Source organism: Streptomyces sp. CAI-85 (genome assembly GCF_013363615.1).
In the GTDB taxonomy this organism is placed as follows: Bacteria; Actinomycetota; Actinomycetes; order Streptomycetales; family Streptomycetaceae; genus Streptomyces; species Streptomyces antibioticus_B.
Genome location: NZ_JAANNX010000021.1, coordinates 96,571 through 112,269, shown reverse-complemented (window position 1 = coordinate 112,269; position 15,699 = coordinate 96,571). Strand labels below are relative to the sequence as shown.

Below are 15,699 nucleotides of genomic sequence, written 5' to 3'. Positions count from 1 at the left end.
GCATGACAACGGCACCCCCGCCCCCGGGGCCGCCGTTTCGGCGTTTCCACCCCCGTACTTGTCAGGACCCTCCTGACATCCCTACCCTTTGGCCGTCAGGATTGGCCTGACAGGCAGGCCGCCCGCGGAGGAGGGTTTGCCATGCTCGCCGAGACGATGGACGGCGGCGGCCGGGCGTGTTCGTTCTGCGCCAAGCCCGAGGCGGAGGTGACCAAGCTGGTCGCCGGCCCGGGCGTGAACATCTGCACCGAGTGCGTGGACCTGGCCGCCTCGATCGTGGCCGAGTACCGCCCGGGTCCGACCGAGCTGCGGATGCCGATGTGGGGCGAGCTGAGCGATGCCGAGATGCTGGAGCGGCTGCCCCGGGTCGCGGCCGTCGCCGACCAGGTCGAGGCCGATCTGCGCATGTGGGTCACGGAGCTGCGGCGGCGTGGTGTGACCTGGGCCAGGATCGGCCAGGCGCTGGGTATCACGCGCCAGTCGGCCTGGGAGCGGTTCTCCGGGGAGGAGTGACGAGGGTGAGCGAACATGAGCGGCTCCGGCCGACGTGGGCGTCGGGCGGAGCCGCTCATGAAGGGTGTGCGCTCGGGATGGCCCGCCGCGTCAGTCGTCGTCGTTGCGCACCCTGACGCCGTTGGCCTCGAAGTCGTAGACGTTGTCATTGATGCGGAGGCCGTCGACGGCGCCGATCCACATGTGGTCGCGGCCCTTGCCCACCGCGGCCGTGTAGATGGTCGCGCCGTCGCCGCCGTCGTTGAGTGACGCCTTCAGCTCGTCGAAGGTGCACTCGGCGGCCTGCGTACAGGTGGTCTCGTTGCCCGAGAGGAACCAGTAGCCGGTCGTGGTGGCATCGATGAAGGAGCTCCAGCGGTTCGTCACGGGGGCGGCGTCCGGCACCCACACCATCGTGGAGTAGTTGTCGTTCGGAAGCGCCGCCAGGTTCGGATCGATCTCGAACCTGATGTTCGGCATGTTCTCCGCGCCGCCGCGCTGCACGTTCTCCCCGGTCTGGAAGACGTGGAACCCGAGCCTCTGCAAGCCCTGCACGGGATCGCCGAAGAAGTCGACCTCGTTGCCGAAGTCGACCTTCTCGCTGGCGGGGGTCAGCGAGGTGGACTGGTCCGACACCGCGATGCCGAGGCTGCCTCGTCCGTACGGCGGTCTGCCGGAGGAATCCGTCACACCGAACGAGCCGAAGGGGCCGTTCCGCAGATCGGCGACCGGCGAGCCGATGGTGTTGCGGGCGATCACGCCCCAGTGATCTGGGCGTTCTTGTTCCTGTTCTCCATAGCCACCGTCGCCGTCCGCGACAGCGGACACCGATCCCAAGAGTGTCGAGGCGAGGGCCGCGGCCAGCGCCGTTGCCACGAGCGCCTTCTTCCGGGTCACGCCAAAGCGAACGCTCACACTCGTTCCTTCCAGGTGATTGAAGGGCGACCCGGTGTGCACCGGGTGCCCTGCTGACGCGATTCTTCGCACCACCGGCGATTACTGATGGTGACATCGCACTCACCATATGTAGACATGATCAGCCATTACGCAACAGTGGTCATCGGCTGATCGCTACTTTCCGTACCGGATCTACAGCCCCGAATTTCAGCCGATCGGGGCGGTTCCCTGGAGCCCTCAAGCCGGCGCGGAACCCCGTGCCGAGCAGGGGGATCGCGCATCCCACAGTCCATGATCAGCAGGATCTGGGACTGGGCTGGTCGGGGTCATGGACGGGTCGACACGGTCGGGCTACCGCCGTGGGTATCGCCAGAGGCAAATGCGTGACGGAATGCGAGCCGGGCGGTCAGTCCGCCGCCTCGGCTGTCCGCCCCTTGCCGACGAGGAACTGCCTCGCTGCCTCGACCGCTTCTTGGTTGAGTTGCTCGATGGAAACGCCCCAGCTCTCGTCCCAGTCGTCCAGGCTGAGTGCGCAGTGAGCCTTCGCCCCTTTCGCGGCCCGAGGGTCGGCGGTCGCGTGGAAGAGCAGCCCCAGCTCCTCCAGCACCTGGTCGAGAAGCGCCGGCGCCTCGTGCTCTTCGCTCCGGAGAAGACCGGCCGGCGTGGCGAGCGAGGGACTCCCGACCCCGGCGATCAGTGTGTCCAGCCCAGCCTGGACCAGCCGGTCAGACCCGACGTACCTGCCGAACGCCCTCTCGCGCGCAATGTGGCGGAACCGCTGGAGAGCGTCGTCGCGAGTCATCGCAGTCTTCTCGATCGGCATCTGGGAGAAGGAAGCTCGCACATGCACGGACGCTTTTGCCATCGAGTAGGAGACCGACAGGTGCAGATGGTGTGCGGTGGCGGCCAGCAGCATACGATCCACGGAGGCCGCCCATCTGCTCCCCTGCACTGGCGGTCACGTCGTATCGGCGCCCCGGGGCGGAGGCCCGTCGCCGATCTCTTCGGCGGGATCGACCGAACGGTAGCGGCCCATGCTCCAGCCGATCAGAACGGCTCCGAGAGGGGCCATCCCATAGAGCGCGGGGAAGTCCCTGCCGAACTTGTTGATGAGGAAGGCCAGCCCCGCAAGGGCGAGGATCAGGAGTGGACGCCTGATGACGTGGCTGCATATGATCGCCAGCCGGCGCCGTAGCCCCTGTGCCTGGGTGAGCCTCGTCCAGCCGGAGGGTGACATGACGTCAGCCTAAGGGCTGTCCCGTAAAAGGTCTCCGGGGGACGGCGGTGCGCTACCCCATGACCGCGCGAGCCGCGTCCAGAAACGCCAGCCGGTTGTCCTCCAGGTAGTCCCGCACGCTTTCACCGTCGGGCAAGCCTTCCCATACCGTCCGGTTGAGGTCGAGGAAGTACGCGCGGGCCGCGTCGTGCACCGGCAGAGGGAACTGGATGCGGATGAGCCGCTCCGCAACCCACAGTCTGTTCATGACGTCCCGGGTCGTGAGGAACCAGGCGTCCGTGTCCTCCCACTCGGAAGGCCGACCAAAGGCGGAACGTTCGGCCTCTGCCCCCACCTCGACGAACCGCTCCAGCAGCGCCAGCCGTTCCCCGCGCCGGGCCTCCGACAAGGCGAGCTGCTGGCGATGCTGTTCAGCGCGTTCCGCCGAGAGTTGAGTCCTGTGCTGGACGAGGTAGGACAACGAGCCGCCCAGGACAACGCCGCCCAGCGATATGAGTGACACCCAGACCTGACCTGACATGCCGGTCATCGTGCCATGCCGTCGATCTTTGACACGATCTCGCTGTGGCTGGCGTGATCACGGCGTCCGAGCCGTCCTGGACAGCCCCGTTCACCGGGCTGAGCCTGCGGCAGTTCGGAAAGCTGGTGACAGTTCTGCGGCGCGAGGGTGCAGACGCGGTCCGCAAGGGACGGCCGTGGGGCCTGCCGTTGGAGGACCGGGCGCTGCTGGTCGCCGCGTCCTGGCGCACGAACCTGACCATGCGCCGGCTCGCTCCGTTGTTCGGGGTGTCCAAGTCGGCGGCGGACCGGATCATCGACCACCTCGGGCCGATGCTTGCTCTCCAGCCCCGCAAGCGGTTCACCAATTGGCACCGTGCTCATCGTGGACGGCACCCTGGTCCCCACCCGCGACCACTGCGTGGCCGAGCAGTCCAAGAACTACCGGTACTCCACGAACCACCAGGTTGTCGTCGACGCCGACACCCGCCTGGTCGTCGTGGTGGGCCGGCCGCTGCCCGGAAACCGCAACGACTGCAAGGCGTGGGAGGAGTCCGGCGCCAAGGCCGCCGTCGGCGAGACTCTCACGATCGCCGACGGCGGTTACCCCGGCACCGGGCTCGTCATGCCCCACCGCCGACGCAAGGGCGAAGACCTGCCCGACTGGAAACAGGAACACAACAAGTCCCACAAGCAGGTCCGTGCCCGCGTCGAGCACGTCTTCGCCCGCATGAAGACCTGGAAGATCCTCCGCGACTGCCGCCTCAAAGGCGACGGAGTCCACCACGCCATGCTCGGCATCGCCCGCATGCACAACCTCGCCCTCGCCGGATAGACAAGCGGACCCATCGCCACCGGTCCGGCCCGGCGAATCAAAGATCATTTACGGGACGGCCCTTAGCCTGGGTCGGAGCAGTCGGTGCCTCACCTGCACTTCCGCGTCGTTCCCCGGTGGGCGGACGACGGAATCTCCGCGTGGCCGACCTGACGGGCTCGTCACCGCCTCGCCGGTTACCCGGGCGCACGACTCGCCGACGCACCCCGCGGAGGTTGAGCCGAGACCCCGGTTCGGGGGGCCGCAGCGGGGCCGTACAGTTCTGCGCCGTGCACCAGCTTGAGATATCCGACCTGATCACCGTGGTCGATCCGCACAGTGGTCAGCGGCTCCCGGTCCGGCGTGCCGAGGTGATTCGGCAGCTCCGGGAGGCGGGAGACGAGCGCGCGGCCCGTATCGTCGCCGAGTTGCCCGTGGACCGGGACGGTGTGCTCGACCCGCACGCCGTGGACCGTTTGCTCATCGGCGTGCACACCGAGCTTCAGCGTCTGAGTGAGGAGCTGCGGATCGGCGAGCGGCTGGTCCATCTGCTCGGACCGCTCTTCGCCGCGATTCGGGAGACCACCGGGCGGCCCGGGCCGTACCGCTTGGTCGACGTCGGTTGTGGTCTGGGCTATCTGGTCCGCCGGCTGGCGGCCACCAATGCCCTCGGTACGGACGTCGAGCTGGTCGGCGTCGACCTCGATGCCGCGCTGGTCGGCGAGGCGGCGCGGTTGGCCCGCGCGGAGGGGCTCGACTGTCGCTTCGTCCACGGAAACGCCTTCGCCCTGTCGGAGGCGGCGACCGTCTACGTCTCCACCGGCGTGCTGCACCACTTCCGTGGTCCCGCCCTGGCCGAGTTCTTCCAGGCCCAGGCCGCCTCACCGGCGTATGCCTTCTGCCACTTCGACATCGCCGCGACCCCGCTCGCGCCCATCGGCGCCTGGGTCTTCCATCGCGCCCGGATGCGCAACCCGTTCGGCCGCCACGACGGCGTCGTCTCCGCCCGGCGCGCGCACAGCGACGAGACACTGCTGCGGGCCGCCGCGGTACCCGGCATCCGCGCACTGCTGTACGAACCGCGCGGTACGGCGAACCCGTTCTGCACCCCGCTGCGCCCGATCATCGGAGTGCGCCCGCACCTGGAGGCGCCGCTTCGCCGAGCCCTCGGGCGGGACGCACTGCGCATGGTCGGCCCGGAGCACCTCGCCGGGACCGTCCGATGACGCCCGCCATCCTGCTCGTCCTCCTCGGTCTGGTCGACGCGGCGTTCAGCGGCTTCCGCGCCTACGCCGGCAGCGACGCCCGCATCCGTAAGCAACGGGCCACCGTCCGAGCCGCCCTGCGGGGGCTGACCGTCGGGGCCGTTCTGCTGCTCGCCCCCACCCTGACCGCCGTCCTCCTGCTGCTGACCGCACAGGACCCGGCACGGACATACGACGCCCTGACCGCCGGCGGCATCGGCTTTCTGCTCCCGCTCACCGCCTACGCCGTCGTCGTACTGCTGTTGCTCGCGGCCTACTTCGCCCTGCCGTTCCGCGCTGGCACCCTCGCGGTGGTCATCGGCCTCGGCCCACTGACCCTGCTGCGCCCACTCGCCGTTGCTGCCGCCTGCCTCGGCGCGGTGCTCAACGGCGGCGGCGGATACGCCCTCCTGGTCGGCGTGACCGCGGGCGCCGCCGTGCTGTGCGTCGAACCCGCGGTGCACCAGCGCTGGTACCGCCACGTGCGGTAGAGGGGCCGGGTGAGGTCGTGCGGGTGGCGCCTCGGACCTGCCGTCGAACGGGCCCGCGCCACCTCACATCCGGGATCTCAGTACGTCGACCTCGCAGCCCGGCGCGAAGGGGTCGAAGCCGTGCTCGGTCAGCCAGCGGACGGCGAGCAGGCTGCGCAGTGACCACCATCCGCGGATCACATCGAGGTCGAGGTCGACCGTGGTGCCGTAGCCGACGATGAGGTCGTCGAGGTGTTCCTCGTGGCCGAGGGTGAGGGTGGCGAGGTCGTAGCGCGCACTCGGCGTCGAGTTCTGCCGTCAGCGCGGCGATGCTCCGCGCGGCCCGGCCGGGGCGGGGCGGCAGTGGTGCGTCGTGCAGGGTGCGGATGGCGGCGCCCGCCGCGGCCCATGCCGCCGGTGACCCGGTCGACGGGCCGCTGAGGCGGCCGAGCGTCGTCCCCGGGACGGCGGCGATCGCGAGCACGGGTGGCTTGCGCCACAGGACGTCCGGTGTCGGGACAGGTGCGAGGGCCATCGCTTCGGCCTCGGCGTCGATGCGTGTCTGGTCGGCGTCCACCTTCAGGAACACGTCGCCGACGCGCAGGGTCGCACGCTCGGAATGGGCGACGACGGCTTCGACCTCATCCATGGGCGGTCAGTATCCCGGGGAGAGTCGTCGGGGGTCCCGCTGCCCGCGGGTGCCCGGGCCGCCATGTGCGTGTCTCCAGTCTCGTAGGCGAGGCGCTTATGGCCCGCGCAAGCTGTTGTGCGCGCGGAATCGACTGCGCCCCGAGCCGCAGTCGACACCGGCGCCAGCGCTCAGCCGCCCACCCGCTCCACCGGAATCCACACCTCCGCCTCCGCGTGCGTGCCGTCCTCGGACACTCGTGTGCGGGAGAGTGACGGGCCCGGTCGGCTTCGGTACGGGTTCGACGGGAACCACTGCGTGTAGACGTCCCGCCAGAGGTACTGGACCGCGCGCGGGAACTCGCCCGAGGACTCGAACACCGCCCACGTCCCCGGCTCGACGTCGAGGCTCTGCGAAGCGCCGGGCACGTCCGCGTCGCTCACCACGCCGTGGAAGTAGTCGAGTTCGGTGCCCTCCGCGTCGTCCGCGGAGTGGTTGCTCACGGCGGCCACGACACCGTCGGGCTCCCCCGCCGCGCACTCCTCCCAGCGTCCCAGCGTCTCCTTGCCGATGCTCTTCACGAACTCCACGATGGCCGGGTTCATCCCCTCGTAGACCAGCGGGACCCGTGTCCCCCGGCCGACGAGCCGGAACGCGTCCTTCTCCACCACCCGGTATCGCATACTGCTGCTCCCTTCGACGATCAACCGGAAGGACATCCTGGGCTGGGAGTGCAGCGCCGCACCCGTGCGCCGCGCCTCGCCGGGGCCGACCCCGTGCACGGCGCGAAAGGCACGCGCGAACGCCTCGCCCGAGCTGTACCCGTAGCGCACGGCGACATCGAGCAGCGTCCGCTCCCCCGCGAGCACCTCGGCCCCGGCGAGCGTCAGCCGTCGGCGACGGATGTACTCGGAGAGCGGGATGCCCGCAAGCGCCGAGAACATCCGCCGCAGGTGGTACTCCGACGTCATCGCGATACGGGCCAGCTCGGCCGCGTCGATGGGCTCGTCGAGGTGCTCCTCGATGTGGTCCATGGCCTGATTCAGCCGTTCCAGCACTCCTGGCCGTCCTTCCCTCACTGATCCCCACGCTAGGGAGGCCCCACTGTGCCGGACCCGACATCTTGTGTCCGATACGGTCGGGTCTCACCGCCTCGGGGAACTTCGCGGCTCCTGCGCAGTCTCCGCGTTGTCGCCGTCTCCGTGATGCCGCCGTCTCCGCGATGTCAGTGGCCGCTGCGATCCTGGCCGCATGACCCCTTGGAACCTGCTCGATCTCGACAGAGCCCTGCGCGCCAGTTGGGCAGCCGACACCTGTTCGCCCGACGACCAGCCCGACTGGGAGCCGGGCAATCCGGCCTGGGGGCACTGTGACATCACGGCCCTGATCGTCAACGACGTCTTCGGCGGTGATTTGGTGGTCGGTGAGGTGCACCTCGACGGGACCCAGCATGGTTTCCACTGGTGGAACCGGCTGCCGAGCGGCGTCGAACTCGACCTCACACGCGAGCAGTTCCGGCTCGGGCAGACCGTCGACGCCGCCCGTGTCGTCGTACGCCCGCCGGGTCCTCTGCCGCGCCGCTGGGAGGAGTACCTCCTTCTGCGTGAGCGGGTGATCAAGCACCTCGGTCATCTTCCGGAGGCCGTCTGACGGAGAACGGGCGCCGCTACGCCGGCCGCCGTAACGGGGTCAGCCGTGCCCGGGCACGTCCGGCGTGACCAGGCGGCGTACGGCGTCGGTGATGACCGTGCGCCGCTGTGCGTCGGTGACGAGGTGGCCGACGTCCTCGGTGTGGTGCTGCCACATGTTGGCCAGCGCCAGGACCAGCGCGAGGATCTCGCCGGCCGGCTTGTCGGAGGTGACCGTGCCGCGCTGCTGTGCCGCCGCGATGGCGGCGATCTTCTCGTCCATGGAGCGGGCGACGATCGCGGGTACCGGCCGGTCGGCGCGCTCGAGTGAGTACCACGCGAGGAACCGCATGACCTGCGGGTACTGAGACGCGGCGTCGTGCAGGCGGCCGGCGTAGTCGGCCAGGTCGTCGGCGTCGATGGGCACCGCGTCCACCGTCTGCTCGACGATCGCCTCGTAGACGGCCTCGAACAGGCCCTCCTTGCCGGCGAAGAACGAGTACACGAGGCCGGGGCTGATGCCCGCGCGCTTGGCCAGCCGGTCCACCCGGGCGCCGGCCACGCCGTACTCGGCGAACTCGGCCAGGGCCGCTTCCATGAGCTGCTGCCGTTTGCGGTCGGGATCGCGCGTTGCCATGCCCCCACCCTCGCCTAATGAACGTTTATTTGACAAGCCGGGGCCGCACGCGCATGCTGGATGTAATGAATGAACATTCATTTAGGAAGGTGTCGCCATGACCGCACAGCACTGGACCCCCGCCGACATCCCGCCCCTCGACGGCCGGACCGCCCTGATCACCGGCGCCAACAGCGGCATCGGCTACCGCACCGCCCAGGTCCTGGCCCAGCACGGCGCCCGCGTCCTGCTCGCGGGGCGGAACCGGGAGTCCTTGGCCAAGGCCGCCGCCCGTCTGCGCGCCGACATACCCGGCGTGCGCCTGGAGACGGTGGAACTCGACCTCGGTGATCTCGCCGCGATCCGTGACGCGGCCGCCCCGATCGCCGCCGGGGAGACGCTCGACATCCTCGTGAACAACGCCGGTGTCATGGACGTCCCCGAGCGCCGCACCACGCGTGACGGCCTCGAACTCTCCGTCGGCACCAACCATCTCGGCCACTTCGCCCTGACCGCCCATCTGATGCCGGCCCTGACCCGCTCCGCGGCCGCACGGATCGTCACCGTCAGCGCCATCGCCGCCGGGTGGCGTTCCGGCGACCTGACCGATCTGATGAGCGAGCGGCGCTACCGCCCGATGAGCGCGTACGCGAAGTCCAAGCGCGCCAACATCGTCTTCACCCGGGAACTCGCCCGCCGCCTCGACGGCAGCGCGCACCGCGCCGTCGCCGTCCACCCCGGCTCCGCCGTCACCAACTTGCAGCGCCACACCGCCGCCGGGCGGACGGGGCGGCTGTTCGTCGCCCTGGCCGCACGCACGCTGATGGGCTCCGCCGACGGCGCCGCCTGGCCCTCCCTCTTTGCGGCGACGCACCCCGAGGCCGTCAGCGGTGCCTTCATCGGCCCCGCCGGACGGGACCAGACCTCCGGCACGCCCAGGCCGGTCCCCCTTCCCGCCGGGGCCGACAGCCCGGACCTCGGCGCCTGGCTGTGGCGCGAGAGCGAGCGGTTGACCGGGGTGACGTTCCGGATTCCCGGCTTCGCGGACCGGACGAGCGCGTCATGACGTCGCCAGGTGGGCGGACGGGTCGGCGAGGTTCACGACCTCGATACATGTCCCTGACCGTGTTCGGAGCCAGCGGACGCACCGGGCAGTCCCTGCTGCACGTCGCCCACGCCCGCGGACACCGTACGACGGCGCATGTCCGCGACGCCGCGCGCCTCGGCGACGCACCCGCGACCCGTGTCGCCACCGGGTCCGTCTTCGACACGGTCAGCGTCACCGACGCCGTACGGAACGCGGATGCCGTCGTCATAGCCCTCGGTCTGCATCGCGACCGCTCCACCGCGCTGTACTCGCGCGGCACGGCGACCGTCGTCGGTGCGATGCGTCAGCACGGCGTCCGCCGCCTGGTGGTCGTCTCGGAAGCCGCCTACCGCCGCACGCCCGCGGCCCCCTCGCCCACACCGCGGCCGCCCTGTACCGGCTCGCCAACGCGCCGGCCGTGCGTGAACGGCGCCTACAGGACTCCATCGTGACGAACAGTCAGACTAACTGGACGATCCTGCGCCCCACGCTGCTGACCCATCGCCCCTCCCGTCGGCCGCCGAGCCCGCCCGCACTGCGCCCGCGCGCCCATACGTTCTCCCGGCTGACCTACCGTCAGCTCGCCGCCCAGATCCTCGACGTCCTCGACGATCCCGCGACCTACCACCGCAACCTCTATCCGTGAGCCCGTACTTGGGCCCGCACTTGGGCCCGACCGCAAAGGAACCACCCATGAACCAGCCCGTCGCCTGGATCACCGGAGCCTCCTCCGGAATCGGCACCGCCATCGCCCGACGCCTCGCCCGCGAGGGCCACATCGTGTACGGAACCGCCCGTCGCCTGGAGCGCCTTGGTGACCTGGAGGCGCAAGGCGTACGCCCGCTCGCCCTGGACGTCACGGACGCCGACGCCACGACCCGCGCCCTCGACCGCATCATCGAGGAGCAGGGCCGCATCGACGTCCTGGTCAACAATGCGGGCTACGGCTCCTACGGCGCCCTCGAAGACGTTCCTGCGGACGAGGGCCGCGCCCAGTTCGAGGTCAATGTCTTCGCGCCCGCCCGGCTGACCCAGCTCGTCCTGCCGCACATGCGCGCCCAGCGCGGCGGCACCATCGTCAATGTCTCCTCCATCGGGGGAAAGATCTATGGCCCGCTCGGCAGTTGGTACCACGCCACCAAGTTCGCCCTGGAGGGCATGAGCGACGCGCTGCGCGTCGAAGTCGCGCCGTTCGGCATCCGCGTCGTCCTCATCGAACCCGGCGCGATCCGCACCGAGTGGAACACCATCGCCCGCGACAACCTGATGAAGGTCTCCGGCAACGGCCCCTACGCCCGCCTGGCCCGCTCTGTCCACGACGTACTCGCCCGGGCGGATGCCGCCGGCACCGGCTCCAGTCCCGAGGTGGTCGCCGACGCCGTCGCCAGAGCGGTCGCCTCCGAGAGGCCCAAAGCCCGTTACGCCGTCGGCGCCTCGGCCCGCCAGGCCGTACTCGGACGCAAGATCCTCACCGACCGTGCGCTGGATCGCATCGTCGCCCGCGTCTTCAAAGCGACTCCGGGCCGGGTGCTCTGACACTCCACCTGCGTGTCATGCAGTTGATCAGGAGAGCCGACCTGCGCGAGCGCACTCTCGCCCCCAGACACCGCCCTTGCCTCACCTATCGATATTCGATAGATTCCCATCGTATCTCGATGTAAGGATGTGGCATGGGAAAGCTGACAGTGCGCGCGCTGCGCGCCGTACTCGCGGTGGTGTTCACCGGCACCGTGTTCGTACAGGCATTGATGATGTGGGTGCTGGTCAGCGGGAACGACCCCGAGGACGGCTCGCTCCCGCTGACCGCGCTGCGTGTGGTCACGATCCTGGGCATCGGGACGGTCCAGGTCGCCCTGGTCTGCGTATGGCGGCTGGTGTCGATGGTGCGACGCGGAACCGTGTTCTCCCGCGCAGCCTTCCGGTACGTGGACGTCATCATCGGCGCGATCGTCGCGGCCGCTCTCGTGTGGTTCACGGTCACGGCCCTGAACGCGCCCGGCCAGCGGGACGACCCCGGCGTCACCCTCATCATGGGCGGGATCGGCGTGGCCATCCTGGGAATCGCGCTCATCGTGCTCGTCCTGCGGATGCTGCTCGCCCAGGCCGTCGCCCGCGACGTCGAAGCGACGCAGATGCAGGCCGAGTTGGACGAGGTGATCTGATGCCCATCGCCGTCGACATCGACGTGATGCTGGCCAGGCGGAAGATGTCCGTGGGCGAACTCGCAGACCGCGTAGGGATCACACCCGCGAACCTGGCGGTACTCAAGAACGGCCGCGCCAAGGCAGTACGCTTCGCGACACTCGCCGCGCTCTGCGAGGTGCTCGAGTGCCAGCCGGGCGACTTGCTTCGCTGGGAGGCGGAGGCAGAGGACGCCGTGGGCGTTTGAACCGGGCCTGGCAACGCGTCATGACCGGTCTCGCTTGCCTTTGGCCAACTTCGCGAGCATGTCGCGATCCTCGCGGCGTACGCGAGGCTCGGGTGGTCATGCCTGCGCTGCGCGCGTGCGTGGTTGGGGCCGGAACGACTTCCCTACCGGCGGTGAGTAAGTGATCACCGACGTCCCTCCGCCTCCTGGCGTGTCGTGATCCGCTGCCTCACCCTCAAGGCGGCGCCTGCCGACGGATGCGACGGTACGTCGATTGCTGGGCCGCATCGACGGCGATGCGGTGGGCCGCCGGCTTGCCGGCCGGGGCCGCTGGGACCGACGGTCGCCGCACACAGCGGCTGGCGACGCCATGCGCACCTGGGAGACCCCGGATTTTGACTGGGCTCAGTCCCGGTCCCGTTCACTCCCTTCACCGCATTGGGACGGCGGTCGCGGGGTCCAGCGGGCGTCCGACGAGGGAGTCGAGGATGTCGCGGGCGGCGATGAGGGCGGCGATCGCCGTGTCGATCCTGTGGCGCTCTTTCGCCAGGCCGTCGATGAGTTCTGGGCACCGCCCGGTCAGGACGACTGTGTCATCGACGGCGCCGGGAAGGATCTCTGCGACGGCGGACGTGCCGAGGCCCGCGGAGAGCAGGATCTGGATGCGTCGCACGGTGGTGACGGTGCGTTCGTCGTAGTCGCGGTAGCCGTTCGGCAGGCGCGTCGGGGTGAGTAGGTTCTGCTCTTCGTAGTAGCGCAGGGAGCGCTGGCTCACGCCGGTGCGGCGTGCGAGTTCGCCGATCCTCATGAGGAAGAGTCCAGCAGGGCTTGACCTTGACGTCAATGTGAAGCTTTAGCGTTCGATGCATGATCCCAACCCCGCCTGAGAGCACACGACTTACGCCCGTGACCGTCCTCGGCCTCGGTCCGATGGGCCGCGCCCTGGCCTCCGCCTTCCTCAACGCCCGTCACCCGGTGACCATTTGGAACCGCACGCCGGGGAAGGCCGGCGACCTCCCCCACCGTGGTGCCGTGGTGGTCGACTCGGTCCAGGACGCGGTGCGGGCCGGAGAGGTGATCGTTGTCTGCCTCATCGACTACGACGCCGTATGGGCCACGCTCGAAGACCTGCCGGCGGACTGGGGGCACCGGCGGCTGATCAACCTCACCAGCGGCGAACCGGCGCAGGCTCGCCGGATGTCGCGGTGGGCCTCCGCACGCGGAGTCGACTACCTCGACGGCGCGATCCTGACCCCGGCCCCGGCGATCGGCACTCCAGCCGGTGCCGTACTCCTCAGTGGTTCCCTCGATGTGTACGAGGCTGTCCGGGAGACGATGGACGCCGTCGGCGGAACCGTGACGCATCTGGGCGAGGATCCCGGCCAGGCGTCCGCCTACGAGGTCGCGCTGTTGGACATCTTCGCCACCTCGGTCAACGGCATCGTGCACGCCTTCGCGCTCGCGTCCGCCGAGGGGATCGAGCCCGAACGGTTCGCCGCCCTCGCCACCGGCATCGGTGGCCTCCTCCCGGAGATGATCACACGTTTCGCTCAGCAGATCCGGGCTGACCACTACCCCGGAGACCGCTCCACGATCGCTTCCGCGGCGTCCGGGATCACCCACGTCATCAACACCGCCACCAGCCACGGAATCGATGCGACGATGCTCACCGCGGCAAAGGGCGTCATCAACCGGGCGATCGCCGACGGCTACGGGTCGGAGGGACTGGCACGTCTGGCGAGCCTGCTGCACAAGGGAGGCACTGGCAGCACCGCATAGAGGCACAACCGCCTTCAGCCGGCACGGCTTCTCATACGCCGGTGGCTCCGTCGATCCGCTCCCGGATGAGGTCTGCGTGACCGTTGTGCCGTGCGTACTCCTCGATCATGTGCACCATGATCCAGCGCAGGGAGATCTCCTGTTCCCCGGCGTGAGCCGCTTCCTGTGCGGACAGTCGGCCCGAGTCGTCCAGCGATGCGTCGGCGATCAGCTCACGGCCCCGGGCGACCTCGGCCTGCCAGACGGCCATCGCCTCGTCGAGCCCTCGGTCCGGGCTGAGGGCGTAGCCGTCGGCGTTGCTCTCTCCGAAGATGGCGGGCACGTCCTGCTCCGTGAACACGCGCTGGAACCAGTTGCGTTCGACCTCGGCCATGTGCTGGACGAGACCGAGCAGCGTCATCGGCGAGGGCGGCACCGCGGCGAGCCGTAGTTGGTCGTCCTTGAGGCCCGAACACTTCAGGGCAAGAGTGGCTCGGTGAAAGTCCAGCCATGCCTCCAGCATGGCGCGTTCGGCGGCGTGCGCGGGTGGGATGGGCCGTCCGTCCGGTGTCGCATGCATCGGAACACCATGGCAGCAACAGTCCCCCACGTGTTGTACGTGGGGGACTTGTCGGGCCGGCCGGCCACAGCGCCTGCGTTCTCAGGTCTGGAGCGGTCAGACGCGCGGACGTTCGAAGGTCAGCAGCAGCCCCTCGACGGCACCGGGGCCTATGCGGCCCTTGACGTCGGCGGCGGTGATGGCCTTGAGGCCCCAGCCGTCCTCGGCATGCTTGTTCAGCACCTTCTCCAGCTTGTCGCTGTCCAGGGCGTCGCCGATCAGCGACTCCCGGAAGGTGACGACCTTGTATTCGTAGACCTGGGCGCTGCTCATGACGGGGTCCTCCTGCTGGCCGAGTCGGGTCGGGGTGAGACTGCCGGGGCCAGCCAATCACCCCACGACACGGGCAGACACGGCGACCCCCGGCCCAGGAAGCAGTCAGTGGCCATCCGTCTTCGTCAGCGGTCCGGTTCCGCCATCCGTTTTGTCAGCGGTCTGGTTCTGCCATCCGCCGGTGGGCCGCCCCCTTGACCCCGTCGGGCAGCAGCTTCCCGGCCAGGCCCTGCGCCTTGGTCTTCCACGATCCGGTCACAGCCTTCTGCTCGCCCTTCACGATCGCCCGGAACGCCTGCTCCGCCACCTGCGCGGGGTCGTCCTTCTCCATGGTCCCGATCCGGGTGTCGTCCGCCATGTCCGCCCGGTCGAAGAAGTCCGTGTCGGTCGGGCCCGGCATGAAGGAGGTGACCGTCACTCCGGTGTCCTTCACCTCCTCCGCCAGCGCCTGGGCGAAGGACTGCACGAACGCCTTGGAGGCGTTGTAGACGGGCTGGAAGGAGCCCGGCATCATCGCCGCGACCGACGAGGTGAACGCGAGCCGGCCCGCTCCACGGGTCACCATGCCCCGCAGCAGCGGCTTGGCCAGCCGGACGGTGGCGGTGACGTTGAGGTCGATGACCTCTTGGTCGTCGGCGAGTTCGGTGTCGACAAACGCGCCGCCCTGGCCCACTCCGGCGTTGAGGGCGGCGACGTCGACCGTCAGACCGTCGAGCGCGTCCAGGAGCCGGAACCGTCCCTCGCCGGTCCGCAGGTCGGCGCGGACCTGCGCACCCGTCTCTCGCAGGTCCTGGGCGGCGGCCTCCAGCCGCTCGTCCTCCGCGTTCACCACCAGGTCGTAGCCGGCCAGTACGAACTGGCGGGCCAGCTCGTAGCCGATTCCGCTGGACGCGCCGGTGATCAAGGCGAGTGGCCGTGTCTCAGTCATGGCAGACGAGTAACCATCCCGCCTCATGCAACACGCCTCGCGGCGACGGTGCGGCTGTCTCTCTCCCCCCCCCCACACACATCGCCACGATCATCGTTTTCCCCGTGGCCGAGCGGGCACCCGGTACGGGCCGACCGTGGCC

At 69.5% G+C, this 15,699-nt stretch carries 21 protein-coding genes and 2 pseudogenes; 12 read left to right on the top strand and 11 right to left on the bottom strand.

Annotated elements, in window-relative coordinates; translation table 11 throughout:
* Positions 1-141 precede the first annotated feature (141 nt).
* Positions 142-513, top strand: coding sequence for a ClpX C4-type zinc finger protein (locus G6W55_RS22705; RefSeq protein ID WP_175522663.1), 372 nt, complete (start codon positions 142-144; stop codon positions 511-513).
* 90 nt (positions 514-603) lie between these two features.
* On the opposite strand, the gene G6W55_RS22700 is transcribed toward G6W55_RS22705, so the two are convergent.
* From G6W55_RS22700 to G6W55_RS22685, 4 genes are all read right to left on the bottom strand, one after another.
* Positions 604-1,449 carry a hypothetical protein gene (locus tag G6W55_RS22700; RefSeq protein WP_309243786.1) on the bottom strand — a complete coding sequence of 282 codons (846 nt, stop codon included), beginning with the start codon at positions 1,447-1,449 and terminating at the stop codon, positions 604-606.
* A gap of 346 nt (positions 1,450-1,795) precedes the next feature.
* Positions 1,796-2,305, bottom strand: a complete 510-nt coding sequence (locus G6W55_RS22695) for a hypothetical protein (protein ID WP_244368356.1) — start codon at positions 2,303-2,305, stop codon at positions 1,796-1,798.
* 42 nt (positions 2,306-2,347) lie between these two features.
* A complete protein-coding gene (locus G6W55_RS22690) occupies positions 2,348-2,626 on the bottom strand; it encodes a hypothetical protein (RefSeq protein WP_175522662.1) in 279 nt (92 codons plus the stop codon).
* Positions 2,627-2,678: 52 nt separating this feature from the next.
* On the bottom strand, positions 2,679-3,155 hold the full coding sequence (locus G6W55_RS22685) for a hypothetical protein (RefSeq protein ID WP_175522661.1): 477 nt from the start codon (positions 3,153-3,155) through the stop codon (positions 2,679-2,681).
* A 35-nt stretch (positions 3,156-3,190) separates the two neighbouring features.
* On the opposite strand from G6W55_RS22685, the pseudogene G6W55_RS22680 reads away from it, so the two are divergent.
* From G6W55_RS22680 to G6W55_RS22670, 3 genes and pseudogenes are all read left to right on the top strand, one after another.
* A pseudogene (locus G6W55_RS22680) lies at positions 3,191-3,959 on the top strand (transposase).
* Positions 3,960-4,228: 269 nt separating this feature from the next.
* Positions 4,229-5,164: a class I SAM-dependent methyltransferase gene (locus G6W55_RS22675; RefSeq protein ID WP_175522660.1), complete on the top strand. Its 936-nt coding sequence runs from the start codon at positions 4,229-4,231 to the stop codon at positions 5,162-5,164.
* On the top strand, positions 5,161-5,673 hold the full coding sequence (locus G6W55_RS22670) for a hypothetical protein (RefSeq protein ID WP_175522659.1): 513 nt from the start codon (positions 5,161-5,163) through the stop codon (positions 5,671-5,673). Before G6W55_RS22675 ends, G6W55_RS22670 begins: the two co-directional genes overlap by 4 nt.
* Before the next feature lie 63 nt (positions 5,674-5,736).
* Here the strand turns inward: G6W55_RS22670 and G6W55_RS22665 are convergent.
* Positions 5,737-6,301: pseudogene (locus G6W55_RS22665) on the bottom strand (aminoglycoside phosphotransferase family protein).
* A gap of 170 nt (positions 6,302-6,471) precedes the next feature.
* Complete coding sequence (locus G6W55_RS22660) at positions 6,472-7,338, bottom strand: AraC family transcriptional regulator (RefSeq protein ID WP_175522658.1); 867 nt, start codon at positions 7,336-7,338, stop codon at positions 6,472-6,474.
* Positions 7,339-7,531: 193 nt separating this feature from the next.
* On the opposite strand from G6W55_RS22660, the gene G6W55_RS22655 reads away from it, so the two are divergent.
* Positions 7,532-7,930: a hypothetical protein gene (locus G6W55_RS22655; protein WP_175522657.1), complete on the top strand. Its 399-nt coding sequence runs from the start codon at positions 7,532-7,534 to the stop codon at positions 7,928-7,930.
* A gap of 39 nt (positions 7,931-7,969) precedes the next feature.
* On the opposite strand, the gene G6W55_RS22650 is transcribed toward G6W55_RS22655, so the two are convergent.
* A complete protein-coding gene (locus tag G6W55_RS22650) occupies positions 7,970-8,545 on the bottom strand; it encodes a TetR family transcriptional regulator (protein ID WP_175522656.1) in 576 nt (191 codons plus the stop codon).
* A 97-nt stretch (positions 8,546-8,642) separates the two neighbouring features.
* Here G6W55_RS22650 and G6W55_RS22645 point away from each other — a divergent pair, with 97 nt between their 5' ends.
* The 6 genes from G6W55_RS22645 to G6W55_RS22625 all read left to right on the top strand — a co-directional run bounded on the left by G6W55_RS22645 (position 8,643) and on the right by G6W55_RS22625 (position 12,000).
* Positions 8,643-9,590: an oxidoreductase gene (locus G6W55_RS22645; RefSeq protein ID WP_175522655.1), complete on the top strand. Its 948-nt coding sequence runs from the start codon at positions 8,643-8,645 to the stop codon at positions 9,588-9,590.
* Positions 9,591-9,637: 47 nt separating this feature from the next.
* Positions 9,638-10,063, top strand: a complete 426-nt coding sequence (locus tag G6W55_RS22640; protein ID WP_254876378.1) for an NAD(P)-dependent oxidoreductase — start codon at positions 9,638-9,640, stop codon at positions 10,061-10,063.
* The gene (locus G6W55_RS38835; RefSeq protein ID WP_254876377.1) at positions 10,060-10,257 is read left to right on the top strand and encodes an SDR family oxidoreductase; all 198 of its coding nucleotides are present in this window, start codon (positions 10,060-10,062) and stop codon (positions 10,255-10,257) included. Before G6W55_RS22640 ends, G6W55_RS38835 begins: the two co-directional genes overlap by 4 nt.
* A gap of 47 nt (positions 10,258-10,304) precedes the next feature.
* On the top strand, positions 10,305-11,147 hold the full coding sequence (locus tag G6W55_RS22635) for an oxidoreductase (protein WP_175522654.1): 843 nt from the start codon (positions 10,305-10,307) through the stop codon (positions 11,145-11,147).
* Positions 11,148-11,281: 134 nt separating this feature from the next.
* Entirely contained in the window at positions 11,282-11,773 is a 492-nt protein-coding gene (locus G6W55_RS22630) for a DUF2975 domain-containing protein (protein WP_175522653.1), read from the top strand.
* The gene (locus tag G6W55_RS22625) at positions 11,773-12,000 is read left to right on the top strand and encodes a helix-turn-helix transcriptional regulator (RefSeq protein ID WP_175522652.1); all 228 of its coding nucleotides are present in this window, start codon (positions 11,773-11,775) and stop codon (positions 11,998-12,000) included. Before G6W55_RS22630 ends, G6W55_RS22625 begins: the two co-directional genes overlap by 1 nt.
* A gap of 409 nt (positions 12,001-12,409) precedes the next feature.
* On the opposite strand, the gene G6W55_RS22620 is transcribed toward G6W55_RS22625, so the two are convergent.
* Positions 12,410-12,787: a MerR family transcriptional regulator gene (locus G6W55_RS22620; RefSeq protein ID WP_175522651.1), complete on the bottom strand. Its 378-nt coding sequence runs from the start codon at positions 12,785-12,787 to the stop codon at positions 12,410-12,412.
* A gap of 59 nt (positions 12,788-12,846) precedes the next feature.
* Between G6W55_RS22620 and G6W55_RS22615 the strand changes: the two genes are divergently transcribed.
* The gene (locus G6W55_RS22615; RefSeq protein WP_175522650.1) at positions 12,847-13,758 is read left to right on the top strand and encodes an NAD(P)-dependent oxidoreductase; all 912 of its coding nucleotides are present in this window, start codon (positions 12,847-12,849) and stop codon (positions 13,756-13,758) included.
* Positions 13,759-13,789: 31 nt separating this feature from the next.
* On the opposite strand, the gene G6W55_RS22610 is transcribed toward G6W55_RS22615, so the two are convergent.
* The 3 genes from G6W55_RS22610 to G6W55_RS22600 form a co-directional block, all read right to left on the bottom strand.
* A complete protein-coding gene (locus tag G6W55_RS22610) occupies positions 13,790-14,317 on the bottom strand; it encodes a DinB family protein (protein WP_175522649.1) in 528 nt (175 codons plus the stop codon).
* Between the two features lie 96 nt (positions 14,318-14,413).
* A complete protein-coding gene (locus G6W55_RS22605) occupies positions 14,414-14,629 on the bottom strand; it encodes a DUF4177 domain-containing protein (protein WP_030797182.1) in 216 nt (71 codons plus the stop codon).
* A gap of 154 nt (positions 14,630-14,783) precedes the next feature.
* On the bottom strand, positions 14,784-15,557 hold the full coding sequence (locus G6W55_RS22600) for an SDR family oxidoreductase (RefSeq protein ID WP_175522648.1): 774 nt from the start codon (positions 15,555-15,557) through the stop codon (positions 14,784-14,786).
* Positions 15,558-15,699: the final 142 nt, after the last annotated feature.

What these genes read in the sequence shown, in the direction of transcription:
- G6W55_RS22705 (WP_175522663.1), top strand. Translation starts at nt 142, where the DNA reads ATGCTCGCCGAGACGATGGACGGCGGCGGCCGGGCGTGTTCGTTCTGC.
- G6W55_RS22695 (WP_244368356.1), bottom strand. Translation starts at nt 2,305, where the DNA reads ATGCTGCTGGCCGCCACCGCACACCATCTGCACCTGTCGGTCTCCTAC.
- G6W55_RS22690 (WP_175522662.1), bottom strand. Translation starts at nt 2,626, where the DNA reads ATGTCACCCTCCGGCTGGACGAGGCTCACCCAGGCACAGGGGCTACGG.
- G6W55_RS22685 (WP_175522661.1), bottom strand. Translation starts at nt 3,155, where the DNA reads ATGACCGGCATGTCAGGTCAGGTCTGGGTGTCACTCATATCGCTGGGC.
- G6W55_RS22670 (WP_175522659.1), top strand. Translation starts at nt 5,161, where the DNA reads ATGACGCCCGCCATCCTGCTCGTCCTCCTCGGTCTGGTCGACGCGGCG.
- G6W55_RS22655 (WP_175522657.1), top strand. Translation starts at nt 7,532, where the DNA reads ATGACCCCTTGGAACCTGCTCGATCTCGACAGAGCCCTGCGCGCCAGT.
- G6W55_RS22650 (WP_175522656.1), bottom strand. Translation starts at nt 8,545, where the DNA reads ATGGCAACGCGCGATCCCGACCGCAAACGGCAGCAGCTCATGGAAGCG.
- G6W55_RS22645 (WP_175522655.1), top strand. Translation starts at nt 8,643, where the DNA reads ATGACCGCACAGCACTGGACCCCCGCCGACATCCCGCCCCTCGACGGC.
- G6W55_RS22640 (WP_254876378.1), top strand. Translation starts at nt 9,638, where the DNA reads ATGTCCCTGACCGTGTTCGGAGCCAGCGGACGCACCGGGCAGTCCCTG.
- G6W55_RS22635 (WP_175522654.1), top strand. Translation starts at nt 10,305, where the DNA reads ATGAACCAGCCCGTCGCCTGGATCACCGGAGCCTCCTCCGGAATCGGC.
- G6W55_RS22630 (WP_175522653.1), top strand. Translation starts at nt 11,282, where the DNA reads ATGGGAAAGCTGACAGTGCGCGCGCTGCGCGCCGTACTCGCGGTGGTG.
- G6W55_RS22625 (WP_175522652.1), top strand. Translation starts at nt 11,773, where the DNA reads ATGCCCATCGCCGTCGACATCGACGTGATGCTGGCCAGGCGGAAGATG.
- G6W55_RS22620 (WP_175522651.1), bottom strand. Translation starts at nt 12,787, where the DNA reads ATGAGGATCGGCGAACTCGCACGCCGCACCGGCGTGAGCCAGCGCTCC.
- G6W55_RS22615 (WP_175522650.1), top strand. Translation starts at nt 12,847, where the DNA reads ATGATCCCAACCCCGCCTGAGAGCACACGACTTACGCCCGTGACCGTC.
- G6W55_RS22610 (WP_175522649.1), bottom strand. Translation starts at nt 14,317, where the DNA reads ATGCATGCGACACCGGACGGACGGCCCATCCCACCCGCGCACGCCGCC.
- G6W55_RS22605 (WP_030797182.1), bottom strand. Translation starts at nt 14,629, where the DNA reads ATGAGCAGCGCCCAGGTCTACGAATACAAGGTCGTCACCTTCCGGGAG.
- G6W55_RS22600 (WP_175522648.1), bottom strand. Translation starts at nt 15,557, where the DNA reads ATGACTGAGACACGGCCACTCGCCTTGATCACCGGCGCGTCCAGCGGA.